At 57.2% G+C, this 14552-nt stretch carries 15 protein-coding genes; 8 read left to right on the plus strand and 7 right to left on the minus strand.

Translation table 11 applies throughout. The annotated features are described in order from the left end of the window. Position 1: 1 nt before the first annotated feature. Genes BFV97_RS00375 through BFV97_RS00385 form a run of 3 tightly spaced genes read left to right on the plus strand, consistent with a single transcriptional unit; the run spans position 2 to position 2687 of the window. Positions 2–754 carry an SDR family oxidoreductase gene (locus BFV97_RS00375; protein ID WP_172827897.1) on the plus strand — a complete coding sequence of 251 codons (753 nt, stop codon included), beginning with the start codon at positions 2–4 and terminating at the stop codon, positions 752–754. Next, complete coding sequence (locus BFV97_RS00380) at positions 751–1482, plus strand: enoyl-CoA hydratase/isomerase family protein (RefSeq protein ID WP_069298343.1); 732 nt, start codon at positions 751–753, stop codon at positions 1480–1482. The genes BFV97_RS00375 and BFV97_RS00380 overlap by 4 nt, the downstream gene beginning before the upstream one ends. Positions 1483–1490: 8 nt before the next feature. Then, entirely contained in the window at positions 1491–2687 is a 1197-nt protein-coding gene (locus BFV97_RS00385) for a TIGR03862 family flavoprotein (RefSeq protein WP_069298344.1), read from the plus strand. 3 nt (positions 2688–2690) lie between these two features. On the opposite strand, the gene BFV97_RS00390 is transcribed toward BFV97_RS00385, so the two are convergent. From BFV97_RS00390 to BFV97_RS00410, 5 genes are all read right to left on the minus strand, one after another. Next, positions 2691–3290 (minus strand): glutathione S-transferase family protein, encoded by a 600-nt coding sequence (locus BFV97_RS00390; RefSeq protein WP_069298345.1) that lies wholly within the window; start codon positions 3288–3290, stop codon positions 2691–2693. An 11-nt stretch (positions 3291–3301) separates the two neighbouring features. Further along, complete coding sequence (holA, locus tag BFV97_RS00395) at positions 3302–4324, minus strand: DNA polymerase III subunit delta (RefSeq protein ID WP_069298346.1); 1023 nt, start codon at positions 4322–4324, stop codon at positions 3302–3304. Continuing rightward, entirely contained in the window at positions 4321–4818 is a 498-nt protein-coding gene (gene lptE, locus BFV97_RS00400) for an LPS assembly lipoprotein LptE (RefSeq protein WP_069298347.1), read from the minus strand. Before lptE ends, holA begins: the two co-directional genes overlap by 4 nt. After that, entirely contained in the window at positions 4805–7342 is a 2538-nt protein-coding gene (gene leuS, locus BFV97_RS00405; protein WP_069298348.1) for a leucine--tRNA ligase, read from the minus strand. Before leuS ends, lptE begins: the two co-directional genes overlap by 14 nt. Positions 7343–7417: 75 nt before the next feature. Continuing rightward, positions 7418–7954 carry a DUF3576 domain-containing protein gene (locus BFV97_RS00410; RefSeq protein WP_245667508.1) on the minus strand — a complete coding sequence of 179 codons (537 nt, stop codon included), beginning with the start codon at positions 7952–7954 and terminating at the stop codon, positions 7418–7420. Between the two features lie 275 nt (positions 7955–8229). On the opposite strand from BFV97_RS00410, the gene BFV97_RS00415 reads away from it, so the two are divergent. The 3 genes from BFV97_RS00415 (at position 8230) to BFV97_RS00425 (ending at position 11171) form a co-directional block, all read left to right on the plus strand. Further along, positions 8230–9174, plus strand: coding sequence for a porin (locus BFV97_RS00415; protein WP_069298349.1), 945 nt, complete (start codon positions 8230–8232; stop codon positions 9172–9174). Positions 9175–9462: 288 nt separating this feature from the next. After that, positions 9463–10413, plus strand: a complete 951-nt coding sequence (locus BFV97_RS00420; RefSeq protein ID WP_069298350.1) for a porin — start codon at positions 9463–9465, stop codon at positions 10411–10413. Between the two features lie 101 nt (positions 10414–10514). After that, positions 10515–11171, plus strand: coding sequence for a YggS family pyridoxal phosphate-dependent enzyme (locus BFV97_RS00425; RefSeq protein WP_069298351.1), 657 nt, complete (start codon positions 10515–10517; stop codon positions 11169–11171). Between the two features lie 2 nt (positions 11172–11173). Here BFV97_RS00425 and BFV97_RS00430 read toward each other — a convergent pair whose 3' ends face one another. After that, positions 11174–11683, minus strand: a complete 510-nt coding sequence (locus BFV97_RS00430; RefSeq protein WP_069298352.1) for a L,D-transpeptidase family protein — start codon at positions 11681–11683, stop codon at positions 11174–11176. Next, the gene (gene ribA, locus BFV97_RS00435) at positions 11680–12756 is read right to left on the minus strand and encodes a GTP cyclohydrolase II (RefSeq protein WP_069298353.1); all 1077 of its coding nucleotides are present in this window, start codon (positions 12754–12756) and stop codon (positions 11680–11682) included. The genes BFV97_RS00430 and ribA overlap by 4 nt, the downstream gene beginning before the upstream one ends. Before the next feature lie 153 nt (positions 12757–12909). Between ribA and BFV97_RS00440 the strand changes: the two genes are divergently transcribed. Together BFV97_RS00440 and xth are read left to right on the plus strand one after the other, a co-directional pair. Beyond that, a complete protein-coding gene (locus BFV97_RS00440; protein ID WP_069298354.1) occupies positions 12910–13596 on the plus strand; it encodes a response regulator transcription factor in 687 nt (228 codons plus the stop codon). Between the two features lie 120 nt (positions 13597–13716). Further along, entirely contained in the window at positions 13717–14508 is a 792-nt protein-coding gene (gene xth, locus BFV97_RS00445) for an exodeoxyribonuclease III (RefSeq protein ID WP_069298355.1), read from the plus strand. Positions 14509–14552: the final 44 nt, after the last annotated feature.

Genomic DNA, 14552 nt, shown 5'->3' on the forward strand with positions numbered 1-14552 from the left:
TATGAAGAATAAATCGGTTATCATCACAGGCGCCAGCCGTGGCATCGGTGCCGCAGCCGCCCGCAAGTTTGCAGAACAAGGCGCCAAAGTAATGCTGTGCGCCCGTTCCGGCGGAGACATCGAAGAGATCGCCAACGACATCACCAGGAACGGCGGCACCGCAATTGCGCAGAAGACAGATGTGGCGGATTACGATCAGGTACAGGCTGCCGTGGACCGCGCCAATTCAGAATTCGGCGGGCTCGACATTCTGATCAACAATGCGGGGGCGCTCGACCCTGTAGAACGTCTGGAACATGCAACCGTTGCGGCATGGGACACCATCATCGACGTAAACGTCAAAGGCGTGTTCTACGGCATCCGCGCCGCCCTGCCAGTGATGAAAGCAACGGGCAGCGGCAGCATCCTGACCATCGGTTCGGGGGCGGCAAACAGCGCTTTGGAAGGCTGGTCCCATTATTGCACGTCAAAAGCGGCCGTGCACCATCTGAACAGCTGCCTGCACGCAGAAGAGGGCGAAAACGGTATCCGCGCGCTGGTTCTCTCACCCGGTACAGTGGCCACGGAAATGCAGCGGGTGATCAAGAAATCCGGCGTTAACCCTGTAAGCCAGCTCGACTGGGAAGATCACATCCCGCCGGAATGGGTGGCCGACACGCTGGTCTGGATGGCCACGCCCGACAGCGATGATTATCGCGGCGCAGTGGTCTCTCTGCGCGAGGAAACCATCCGCAAACGGGTGGGTTTGGTGTGATCGACGTTCAAAACGAAAACGGTCTGTGGCGGGTCACGCTGAACCGCCCCGACAAGGCCAACGCGCTGACGCCGGAGATGCTGGGGCAGGTTGCGACTCTTGCGCAGCAGGCGCACCGCGATCCCGAATTGCGCTGTTTCATCCTGACAGCAGCGGGCGAGCGGGTGTTTTGTGCCGGTGCCGATGTGGGGCGCGGCGAGGATATGTACGCCTTCACCCAAAGCCCGCTGTGGTCGGACGCATCCGGTGCGATTGCCGCGCTGCCCTGCCTGACCATCGCCGCCTTGAACGGCACGTTAGCAGGGGGCGGCTTTGCGCTGGCCCTTGCCTGTGACCTGCGGATTTCCACGCCGGCGGCAAAGTTTTTCTATCCGGTATTAAAACGCGGCTTCCTGCCCCAACCCGATGACGTAAAGCGTCTGGCAGCCCTGATCGGTCCGGCCCGCGCGAAACTGATCCTGATGGGCGGTCAAAAGCTCGACGCGGCCGAGGCACTGCGAATCGGGCTGGTGGAACGGGTGCTGCCGCTGGCAGAATTCGACAGCTTCCTGGACACGCTGACCTGTGATGCTGCCGCAGCGAAACCCCAAAGCATCGCTGCCATTAACCGCCTGTTTGACGATCTGAACGCGACCCAATTGCAGGACTGCTACACGGCCGCCTACGAGGATGATCCCGCAGCCATCGCACGGATCACAGGCCGGCCGCAGGACGCGCAAGCGGTTTAAGGCAGGCCATGCAGACAGATCATACTCCCGATGCGCTGGTGGTTGGCACCGGTCCGGCAGGTCTGATGGCGGCGGAGATGCTTGCCCGTGCGGGGCTGTCTGTGCTGCTGGCCGAGGGGAAACCTTCGGCCGGACGCAAGTTTCTTATGGCGGGGAAATCCGGTCTTAACCTGACCAAAGACGAAGAAGATACCCCGTTTCTGGCGGCGTTTTCATCGGCGGGTGAACCGCTGCGCAAGGCTCTGTCGGAATTCGGGCCGGAGCAGGTGAAACGCTGGGCAGAGGATTTGGGACAAACCGTGTTCACCGGATCATCCGGTCGCGTGTTTCCAAAGGTGATGAAAGCCTCTCCGCTGCTGCGTAACTGGCTGCAACGATTGGATAAAACAGGCGTCACCCTGCGCACCCGCTGGCGCTGGACCGGATGGGAGGACGCGTGTTTCCAGTTCGACACGCCTGATGGAAGACAAACCGTCACACCAAGAGTAACCGTCCTCGCGCTTGGCGGGGCAAGTTGGGCGCGGCTCGGCTCTGACGGGGCGTGGACGCCGATTCTAGCCGCCAAAGGCGCGAGTATCGCCGACTTTGCACCGTCCAACATGGGGATCACCGTTGATTGGTCGCCCCATATGGAACCCCGCTTCGGCAGCCCCCTCAAATCCATCGCCATAACCTGCGGCGGCAAAACCACCACGGGAGAGGCTGTTATATCCCGCACAGGGTTAGAGGGATCACTGATCTACCAGTTCTCTGCCCCGTTCCGCGCCGGGGCAGAATTGCAGATGGACCTGTTCCCCGATCTTGACGCAGAGCAGCTTCAGCAAAGGATCGACAAAGCCGGTGCCAAGACGTCTCTGACCAATGTTCTGCGAAAATCCCTGCGGCTGGACCCTGCAAAAACCGCGTTGTTTCTGGAATTTGCCCGCCAGACACCCCGCGCTAATCTCGGGTCTACACTTAAAAACTTAATAATTCCCTACACCTGCACTGCGCCGCTCGATCAGGCGATTTCTGTGGCGGGTGGTTTGGACTGGGACTCGGTCACTGAAAATTTTGAACTGACCTGCGCCAAAGGCGTTTATTGCGCGGGCGAAATGCTCGACTGGGAGGCACCGACAGGCGGCTATCTGATCACTGCCTGTCTTGCCACGGGGCGGGCCGCAGGTCTGGCAGCGGCCCGCGCTGCACAGACCTCAAAGCCTTGAAAATCAAGACGGATTCCGTGTCGCATCTGCCTTTTTATAGGCATCGCGATTGATGTTGCGGCGCACGTAATCCCGCAGCAGGTCGCTCTCCAGCGGGAAGCCGGAGCTACGCATCCAGCCCGCACAATGGGTCAGCAGGATGTCGGGCACCGTGAACCTGTCGCCCATCAGAAACTCCCGCTCTCCCAAACGCTGCTCCAGCGCCTGAAGCGAGCGTTCCATCTCCCAGATCAGAATATCTTTGATCGCTGGCACGCGCTTTTCTTGCGGGTTAACGAATTTGTTGCGCGCAGCAGTCCAGAGCGCGCCGTCAATTTCGTCGCAAATGAATTGGGTAAAGCTGTCCTGCTCGGCCCGCTCCAGCGTGCCGGCCGGATAGGTCAGCGCGTCGTGTTTGTCCGCAAGATACTGAAGAATTGCCACAGAATCGATGATCGTCGCATCGCCAACCTTCAGACAGGGAATCTTGCCTGTCGGGTTCAGCGCAGCGGCGGTTTCGCCCCGTGGCGGTTCTGCTACTAAATCATAGGCGAGCCCGAGCTCCTCCATCGCCCAAACAACCCGAAACGCCCGAGTTTTCGGTGATCCAACGACTGTGTACATCTGTTTTCCCCTTAAGACCTTCTTAACATTGATATGCGAATAAAGGCCCGTTCCACCAGTGCCATCTCTGGCGGTTTTCTGGCAGAGCGTAACGTCAGATCGGTGTTCATCAGATCGTCGAGCGCCTTTTCCAACCGCCCCGCCCCAAGCCGTTGGGCCTGTCGCACCAGACGATCCTTGCGCGGTCCGAACACCGGCGGGCGGGCACGGGATAATGCCGTGTCAGGGCCTTGGGGGTGGGTTGCTGCGGCGTGAAGCGTGCGAAAGTGGCGGGTCGCTGCAATACAAAGCGCCGTCGGGCTGACGCCCTGCCCGGCCAGCCGCTTCAGCGTGGGAACAACATCCGCGCTGCGCCCTTCGGCGGCGGCATGAACCGCATCGTCAAGATTCGCATCCGATGTCGCTGGCATACAGGCGTCAATGTCATCGCCGGCAATCGGGGTGTCATCCCCGAATTTATACAGGCCAAGTTTCTCGATGGTTTGGGCCAATTCTCCCGGATCAAGCGTGCGGGCCAGCGTCAGCAGATCATCCATAGTGGATTGGGACAGTTGCGAAAGACTGGCCTCTTTTGCCATCCGCTCGATGTCAGAACGTCCCGGCGGATCGTCGTAAATTCCGATGGCAACAGAGCGAGGATCGCCCTCAAACGCCTTGCGCAGTTTGGAACGGGCATTCAGACTGCCCGCCGTCGCCACCAGCGTGGCGTCTTCCTTGGTCCATTCCTTCAGGGCCGTGGCCAGCACATCCGACAGACCGTCGGTTGCGCTTTCGACAAAAACCACACGGGGGCCGGGAAAAAAGCCTTGCGCCTTAAGTGCGTCCAGCACGCGGGCCGGTTCCTTGCGCAGATCCGCCCCGTTGATGCGTTCCAGCCGCATTTCCTCTTCAGCCTTCGGACCGACCAACGCCTTGATCAACTGCTGCCGTTTCAGCGAAACCCGCATGGCATCCATGCCATACAACAGGATACCGGCGCGGGCGCCTTCGGGTTTGGCGATAAAGGCTGACGCCTGCGCACCGGAGAGTTTCATCCCGCCCAGCCGTTTGACGTGATCGCGATGCGCTGGGCAATCTGATTGGCGAGCGCTTTGGCAAGGCGGGTATTCGCATCCCGTTTTGCCACGCTGGATGGATAGGTCGCAGAAGTGGAGCCATAGGAGGTTACATTCTTAACGCTATCTTCAAAAACCACCTGACGGGTAGCGCTGTCGCGAACTGCGAAGGTTGCTATTCCGGTCAGGTTGGTGCGGGTTGTGCCCTCATCGGCGGTCACGGCGAGGGCGCTCTCGCTTAGAGCCAGAGAGAAGCTCAGGACATAGGGCGCGCTGTCACCAGCATGGCCGAGACGGTCTTCCAACTGCTGGCGCAATTCAAAGCCGTTGCGCCCCTTAACCAGATCAATTGCTATCTGTCCGCGCAGGTTGGCCGCGGTTTTGCCCTGTTGGTAAACAGGTTCAAAGCCGCAGGCCGCGACGCCGCCCGAAAGGGCAAGCGCCAGAAATATCCGTCTGTTAAACAACAACATTCACAATCCGCCCCGGAACCACGATCAGCTTTTTCGGCTCTGCGCCGTTCAGCATCTTGATCACAGTCTCGTTGGCCAGAACCAGTTTTTCAACCTCTTCTTTGGGCATGGATTTCGGCACGCTGATTTCGTCCCGTCGCTTGCCGTTGATCTGGATGGGCAGGGTGACTTCGTCATCCACCAGCATGGCAGGGTCGGCCTTGGGCCAGTCCGCCTGCGCCACCAGTCCTTCACCGCCCAATTGCGCCCAAAGTTCCTCGGCCAAATGTGGTGTCATCGGCTGCATCAATTGCGCCATCACCTTCAAAACACGGGTGCGAGTCGCCTTGTCGGCTTTGGATTTCGCCAGCGCATTGGTGAGTTCATAGAGTTTGGCCACGGATTTATTGAAAGCAAAGCCTTCAATCCCCTTGGTCACTTCGTCAATGGCACGATGACAGGCTTTGTCGAGCGCGAGATTATCCGCATCCGATCCTGTCTCAGGTGCAGAGTCCAACTCATCCGCCAGACGCCAGACCCGTTGCAGGTGTTTCCAGGCAGCCTCGGCACCGGAGGCTGTCCATTCCACATCCCGTTCGGGCGGGCTGTCGGACATCACAAACCAACGGGCAGTGTCCGCGCCGTATTGATCAATAATATCCTCCGGATCGACCACGTTCTTCTTGGATTTGGACATCTTGATAGATGGTCCAACCGTGACAGGCCGCCCGTCCTGCGTTTCATAGCCACCCTTCACGGGTTTGATCTCATCCGGGTTCAGCCATTTCCCGTCAGGATCTTTGTAGGTTTCGTGGCATACCATGCCTTGTGTAAACAAAGCGTTAAACGGTTCGGTCGCACTGTCAGGCATATGACCGGTCAGATTCATCGCCCGTGCAAAGAAACGCGCATAGAGCAGATGCAGAATCGCATGTTCCACGCCGCCGATATACTGATCCACATTCATCCAGTAGGACAAATCCGCATCCACGGTCGGCGTATCGGCGCGGGGGGCTGTGAAACGGGCGAAATACCAGCTTGAATCCACGAAAGTATCCATCGTGTCGGTTTCCCGCTGCGCCGGCGCACCACATTCTGGACAGGGTACATCGCGCCATGTGGGGTGCCAGTTCAGCGGATTTCCCGGACGATCAAATGTCGCATCCTTGGGCAGTTCCACGGGCAGGTTCTCTTTCTTTTCCGGAACCACACCGCATTTTTCGCAATGGACCACAGGAATTGGGCAGCCCCAGAACCGCTGGCGCGATGCGCCCCAGTCCCGCAGGCGGTAGTTCGTCGTGCCTTTGCCCCAACCCGCCTTTTCAATGTAGGTGATTGTGGCATCAATCGCTTCCTGTCCGGTGGCCTCGTCCAGACCTGCGAAATGATCCACCCATTTCACCTTTTCGGTCTTGGGCGGAACGAAAGCCTCTGTCGCGACAGGGGTCGCATTGTCGAGCGCAAAGAAAGTGTCGATTACTGGTAGATCGTATTTACGGCAGAAATCCAGATCCCGCTGATCATGGGCCGGACAGCCGAAAATCGCCCCAGTGCCATAGTCCATCAGGATGAAGTTAGCGATCCATACTGGCAGTTCGCGGTCTTCATATAGTGGATGCTTAACGCGGATACCCGTATCCATGCCAAGCTTGGGCGCGGTTTCAATGGCCTCTTCGGTGGTGCCACCCTTGCGGCATTCCGCAACGAAGGCCGCCACTTCTGGGTTTTCTGCCTCCAACTGCTTGGCAATCGGGTGATCCGGCGAAATGCCAACAAAAGACGCCCCGTTCAATGTGTCAGGTCGCGTGGTGTAAACGTCGATTCTCTCGCCGCCATCGACCCGCTCAAAGGAAAACTCCAGTCCGCGGGACTTGCCGATCCAGTTCTGCTGCATCAGACGAACCTTATCCGGCCAGCCGTCAAGTTGATCAATCGCGCTTAGCAGGTCTTCGGAAAAGGCACTGATCTTAAAGAACCACTGTGTCAGTTCCTTACGTTCCACCAGCGCACCGGAGCGCCAGCCGCGACCGGCCTCGACCTGTTCGTTGGCCAGAACAGTCATATCCACCGGATCCCAGTTCACCACGGCCTTTTTGCGGTAGACCAGCCCCTTATCCATCATGTCGATGAACATCGCCTGTTGCTGGCCGTAATATTCCGGATCACAGGTGGCGAGCTCGCGGGACCAGTCAATCGACAGGCCCATCGGCTTCATCTGTTCGCGCATATCCGCGATATTCTGATAGGTCCATTCCCCCGGATGCACACCTTTTTCCATAGCGGCATTCTCGGCAGGCAGACCAAAGGCATCCCAGCCCATCGGATGCAAGACATTAAAACCGTTGACGGATTTATACCGCGCGACCACATCGCCCATCGTATAATTGCGCACATGTCCCATATGGATGCGACCCGAGGGATAGGGGAACATCTCCAGCACATAATACTTCTCGCGGGATTCATCGCGCTCTGCTTTGAACACGGATGCGTCGTCCCAGGCTTGTTGCCACTTCGGTTCCACCACACGGGCATTATAACGAGACATGTTTTCTTCCTTACACAGCAAAACGCCGGACAATCTGCCCGGCGTCAATAACTTCAACGGGCGGTATCAACCGCGTTATAGGTTTTTATCGCGCACACGCAACTGACGTGCGCGGGTCAGGATCGCATCTTCTACACGGCGCACGGTTTCAGCACTGGCCGGACCGCTGCGATTCTGGATCGACAGCTTTAACGAACGGGCATCAAGCGCGGGATCCTGCACCAGAACGGTTGCACGGTACTGTTGCGCACTGCCCGGCGCACGCCCCCACCCCATCACCAACACCCCTGTGAAGGGGTCAGCCGATTCGACCGGCAGAAAGCTGAGCGTTTCCAGCGCGGCACTCCAGAGGTATTTATTCACGCGGACATTTGTATTCTCATCCGGAGAGCGCAGGGCATCAAAGATAGAGATAGTATCGCCACCAGCCTCGCCCAAGGCCCGCTCCATCGCACCGGAGGACGGATCCTCGCGGGAGGGGTCAGGTGTTACCGCTACCGGACGGCTTAAAAAGCCGCCGCTGCTGCGCCCCGAATTGCCAAAACTGCCACATCCAACAAGCGCACCGCATAAAATCGCGATCAAACCTGCCTTAATACCAAAATTCATCATGCTCTACGCCCCAAGCTTTACAGCTGTTTCTTTCATGTACCGTTCCTTGCGAATACGAACAAGTTCTTATTCTGCACACGGGGGATCGGACTGTTATACATAAGGAAGCTCCAAGTGGCGACAAATGACTGTGGCATCATTGCACCAACTCAACGCTTATCATTCAGCTCTTGGTACAGACGCTTGATATTCGAGGCCCGGAGAGTGAAAAGCATACACACTCTTTCCGGATACCTCGGATAGAGGTGCACCTTTTAACCTAACGAGGGAAAACTATGAAAAAAGTTCTCTTTGCAACCACAGCACTCATCGCAACAGGCGGCATGGCCGCTGCTGATGTATCGCTGTCCGGTTCCGGCCGCTTCGGCATTGTATACAACTCCGCAATGGACGCCGCTGGCCAGTCCAAAACCAAAATCGAAAAGCGTATGACCATCAACGTTGATGGCACTGGCTCCACAGACTCAGGTCTGGACTTCGGTGGCCGCATCCGTCTGCGTTCCGATGAAAACGACGCCGCTTCCGCTGCTGCTTCCGCAAACGTGTGGATGGGCAACGACATGTTCCGCATCACAGTGGGTAACACTGAAGGCGCCATGGTTAACCGCATCGGTTACTTCCAAGGCTCCATCGGCCTGACAGGTCTGCACTGGGCAAACGTATCCTTCAACATGGGTAGCGTGTCCCGCTTCAGCCTGAACACATACAGCTCCCGCGGTAACGCAGGCGATGTTGTTCGTCTGGACTTCAACGTAGCTGGTTTCGGCGTGTCCCTGTCCACAGACTCCACAGGCGATCACCTGTCCAACCGTTCCGAAGATGCAATCGCTGTATCTTACAACTTCGGTGACTGGAACGTTGCTGCTGGTTACGCCACAGACGTATTCAGAGCCGGTGCAGAGCGTGACATGTTCTCTCTGTCCGCTGCTGGTAACATCGGTGACTTCGGTGTTGGCATTCAGTACTCCGATCTGGAAGACGTAGCTTCCAAAGTTGTTCTGAACGGTGAGTATGACTTCGGTCAAACAACTGTCGCTGCATTCGTTGCGCACACTGACGAAGACACTGTTGGTTCCGCAGGTATCGGTGCTGGTAACGAAGAAACAGAATACGGCATCGGCTTCACCCACTCCCTGGGTGGTGCAGTTCTGGCCGGCGGTGTTTCCCGCAACTGGCAAGACGAAACAATGGCTGACCTGGGTGTCCGCTTCAACTTCTAAGTTTTCTTAGAAGTCGTTTCGAGAAGAGCAGACCTTCGGGTCTGCTCTTTTTTTTGTGCGCTATCGGCATCCAATCAAATGATTAGAAGATGACGTTATTTCCCTCCACCCCATTGAAATTGCATGATTAATAGACATCTCACATTTTTGTGATAATTACCCAAGGGAATCTATCGAGAATAACCTTCCTCCCGCTAAAGGCTTTGGGTATTTGTGGGGTGGCAGCCCGTGCTGCCATCCTCCCGTTGGCGCTTGCGCCATTCCTCCCACTATCAAAAGAGAAACAAAATGAAAAAAGTTCTCCTTGCAACGACAGCGATCATCGCTTCGGCCTCTGCCGCAGCCGCTGACGTAACACTGTCCGGCTCCGGCCGTTTCGGTATCGTATATGACAGCTCCCAAGATGCCGCGAACGAGTCCAAGACAAAAATCGAAAAGCGGATGACCATCAACATTGATGGCACAGGCTCCACAGACACAGGTCTGGAATTCGGCGGCCGCATCCGTCTGCGTTCCGATGAAGGCGACGCCTCTGGCGCAGCCGGTTCCGCCAACGTCTGGTTGGGCAACGACATGTTCCGCATCACGGTCGGCAACACCGACGGCGCATTGGTGAACCGCATCGCTTACTTCGACGGCACCGTTGGCCTGACAGGTCTGCACGACGCGGACAACTCCTTTAACATCGGTACATCCCAGTTCCTGCTGAACACATATTCTTCCCGTGGGAACGCGGGCGATATTGTGCGTCTGGACTTCAACGTGGGTGGCCTTGGCGTATCCCTGTCCACAGACTCCACAGGGGATCACCTGTCGAACGGTTCCGAAGACTCCATCGCCGCATCCTACAACTTTGGTGACTGGACTGTCGCCGGTGGTTACGCGAAAAACGCGAACAACTCCGCTGCCAGCGCTGGCGAGCAAGACCTGTGGTCTTTCTCTGTTGCAGGTCAGATTTCCGACTTTGCAGTGAACGTGAACTACTCCGATCTGGAAACTGTCGGCTCCAAAGCGGTTCTGTCCGGTTCCTACACCTTTGACGCCACAACTGTGACTGCATTCGTGGCACACACAGACGAAGACAGCTTCAACTCTGCTGGTATCGGCGCCACTGGCGACGAAACAGAATACGGTCTCGGCTTCACCCACAACCTTGGTGGTGCAGTTCTGGCTGGCGGTGTATCCCGCAACTACACAGAAGAAACCATGGCGGACCTCGGCGTTCGCTTTGCCTTCTAAGTTAGGCTGACTATCAGGTGCACAGGAAGAGTAGGCCCGTCGGGTCTGCTCTTTCTCTTTTTGGGCTTGCCCAAATCAAAACAGACAGGCATTCATTCGCCATGTCCCTATCCGAAATCACATCCCGCATCACCGCCGCCGAAGCTGAGTCCAACCGGCCCACCGGCAGCACCCGTCTGATCGCCGTCTCCAAGGTGCAACCCGATGAGCGGGTCCGCGCTGTCTTGCAGGCGGGCCATCGACTGTTCGGAGAAAACAAGGTGCAGGAAGCCCAAGGCAAATGGCCCGGCTTTCGTGAAGAATTCGGCGCAGTTGAGGTCCATCTCATCGGCCCGCTGCAAAGCAACAAGGTCAAACCGGCAGTGGAACTGTTCGACGCGATCCACACGCTGGACCGCAGTAAACTGGCCCGCAAGATTGCCAGCGAGGTTCAGGCGCAGGGGAAATCTCCAGAGCTGTTTATTCAGGTCAATACCGGCGAAGAACCACAAAAGGCAGGTGTCTTGCCTGCGGATGCAGACGCCTTCATTGCAGAATGCCGTGCAATGGATCTGACCATCAACGGTCTGATGGTCATTCCCCCTGTCGACGAAGAACCCGCGCTGCATTTTTCCCTGCTGCGCAAGATCGCAGAGCGTAACGGGCTGACCGGTCTGTCCATGGGGATGAGCAGCGATTTTGAGCGTGCTGTGGCTCTTGGCGCGACCCATGTGCGCGTTGGTTCTGCCATTTTTGGCGCGCGTGCTCAACAAGCGTGATCCTAGCGGATGATCAATCGAGAGCGTTCGGTCCAGCCTGACAGAATGTCGACCAGATCCCGTTCATCAAAAGCGATACAGCCTTCGGTCGGGTGCCGTGGCTTGCGCCATTTGTGCAGGAAGATCGCACTGCCTGCGCCCGCTTTGGCATCCGGCCAGTTGTAATTCACAATTGCAAAAATATCGTAGAGCGGATCGGCGCGGCGCAGTTTTTCGTGGCTGAAACGGTAGCTGCGCGATTGCACCTTGTGATTATAGGCCGGATCACGGGGATCGTCTGACCAAAGGTCCCCCAGATGGATCGGCCAACAGTCCAGCGTGGGGGCCTCAAAGCTGATCCGGTCGCTGCGATAGCCCACACCACCCAGTTGATAGGTGCCAAGCGGCGTGATCCCGTCCCCTTCGCCCTGTTTCACGCCAATGCCGCCGCGCCCCACGGCACAGCAAAACCGCCGCCCCTGAAACCGCGCGCCCCATCGGGTGACAACGAGATCATCAAAGCCGGCTGTCATAGGAAATGCCCGCTCTTCTTGGCTTTGGTGTCAAGGTATCCGGTGTTCTGCGCCGTGCGCCCCACTTGCAAGGGCACCCTTTCGGCCACGGCGATTCCTGCCTCTTCCATGCGGGCCACTTTGGCAGGATTGTTTGTCATCAGACGGGTGGATTTGAACCCGAGGCTTTGCAGAATTTCCGCGCCGAGCCGGAAATCACGTTCGTCATCTTCAAACCCCAGACGGTGATTGGCCTCAACCGTGTCAAAGCCCTGATCCTGAAGGGAATAAGCCCGCATCTTATTGGCCAGCCCGATGCCGCGCCCCTCTTGATTAAGATAGAGCAATATGCCCTCTCCCTCGATCCCGATCTGCGCCAGAGCCGCCTGCAACTGCGGCCCGCAATCGCATTTGAGAGAGCCGATAACATCGCCCGTGAAACACGCCGAATGCAGCCGCGACAACACGGGTTTGTCCCGCGCCGGCCGACCCACCTCGATGGCGTAATGTTCCTCGCCGCCGTCCCGCTTGCGATAGACGTGGACCCGCGATTTCTGGGAGACATGCAGCGGCACCCGCGCATGGGCGATCTGATCCAGCGGCATTCGCAGCGCAGCACCGGCCACTATTTCTGCCACGTCCAGCACCAACAACCCCTCCGGCTCGGCGGCGACAGGGGCCAGAATTGCACCGGGCAGCAGCCCTGCGGTTTTGCACAGACGGATAACCGTGCGATCCACCAGGGCCGACCCGTCCCGCAGATAGAGGAACGGTCCCTTCATCGGCATCACCAGATCAAGCGAGGGATCGGCCATTGCGTGAACCCATGTTGCGGGCGCATCAAACGGCACAACAATCCGGACAAGATCACCGTCATAGGCCGGTGCCGACAGGGTTTCTGCCCGCCGGTTCGTTAACGCGATGTGCAGCGCGTCTCCGACATCGCGCATCTGCGCCAGCCGCTCGGAACTCAGCGTTTCGATCGCCGCCACAACAACCCGCGCATCGCCGTCGCGCAGCACAACAGGCACGCCCATCCGCAGATCGGCCCGTGCCCGCGCAATTTTCTCATCCAGTGTTACAGAAAACGGCATTTCGATCCTGTTGCTTGAAACATTTTGCCCGCCTTCTATATCTCTCATAACGCAGAAGTGAAACATTATAACGAATTTTAACACGTCCCTGTGAGGCGGATTGATAAATGCTCCCGAGACGCGCAATTTCATCCCGAGACGAGGAGATGCTCGATGAATAACGTTAAGAAAATCCTGATGGTGGATGATGATGACGACCTGCGCGAAGCGTTGGCGGATCAATTGGTCCTGACTGAAGAATTCGATGTTTTTGAAGCCGAAAACGGCGCCGATGGTCTGGAGAAAGCGAAACAGGCACTTTACGATCTGGTGCTTCTGGATGTTGGCCTGCCAGATATGGACGGGCGCGAATTGTGCCGTCTGATGCGCAAACAGGGTGTGAAATGTCCGATCGTGATGCTTACGGGGCATGACACGGATGCGGACACCATCTTGGGGCTGGATGCCGGCGCCAATGATTACGTGTCCAAACCTTTCAAGTTTCCGGTTCTTCTGGCCCGCATCCGTGCGCAATTGCGCCAGCATGAACAATCCGAAGACGCAGTATTCAATCTTGGGCCTTACACCTTCAAGCCGTCTGCCAAACTGTTGGTCGATGAAGCGGATAAGAAGGTTCGTCTGACGGAAAAAGAAACCAATATTCTCAAGTTCCTGTACCGTTCACAGGACGGCGTTGTGCCAAGAGAGGTTCTTTTGCACGAGGTTTGGGGCTATAATGCAGGGGTGACGACTCATACGTTGGAAACCCACATCTACCGGCTGCGTCAAAAGATCGAACCCGATCCCGGCAATGCACGGTTGTTGGTGACTGAATCAGGCGGCTATCGTCTGAACGCGTAAAGCACAGAAAATCGCAGGGCTTTTCATAGTTTTTCCCTGCACTGACCCGCCGGTCCGGCGGGTCTTTTTTTGCCCTGCGGATTCCTCTAAGGTGCGGCGAAATTATCAAAGGTCTGCCCCATGCCCATTAAAATCTGCACATGGAACATCAATTCCGTGCGCCTGCGTGAACCCATCGTCATGAAACTTCTGGAAGAGGAACAACCGGACGTTTTATGCTTGCAGGAATGTAAAAGCCCCGTCGAGAAAATCCCGACAGAGAATTTCGCCGCCCTTGGATATTCCCACATGGTTGCCCGCGGGCAGAAGGGCTATAACGGTGTCGCGATCCTGTCCAAACGTCCTATTATCGACGCAGGCCACCGCGACTTTTGTGAAAAGGGTGATGCCCGTCATGTGGCGGCGCAGTTGGACAACGGCATGGTCATTCACAACTTCTATGTACCTGCCGGTGGCGATGTGGCCGACCGAGAGGTGAACGAGAAGTTCGGCCATAAGATGGATTTCCTGACAGAGATGCGCGACTGGTTCCACAGCGAAGCCCCGTCAAAATCCGTGATGGTCGGGGATTTGAACATTGCGCCCCGCGAAGATGATGTCTGGGACCACAAGAAACTGCTCAAGGTGGTGTCCCACACCCCGATTGAGGTCGAGAAACTGGCCGAGACCCAAGACGCTGGCAAATGGGTGGACATCACCCGTCAGGATATTCCCGAAGGGCTGCTATATACGTGGTGGTCCTATCGGGCGAAAGACTGGGATGCTGCGGATAAGGGGCGTCGTCTGGATCACATCTGGGCCACACCCGATATTTCCGCAAGCGGCCATGCCAGCCGTGTTTTGCGCGATGCCCGCGGGTGGGAAAAGCCGAGCGACCACGCCCCGTTGTTCGCCACTTTTGATCTGGATTAATCCGCAACAGGGCCGTGACAGCATGGTGACTCCAGCGCGTTTCT

The sequence above is a fragment of the Neptunicoccus sediminis genome (assembly GCF_001719615.1).
Taxonomy (GTDB): domain Bacteria; phylum Pseudomonadota; class Alphaproteobacteria; order Rhodobacterales; family Rhodobacteraceae; genus Amylibacter; species Amylibacter sediminis.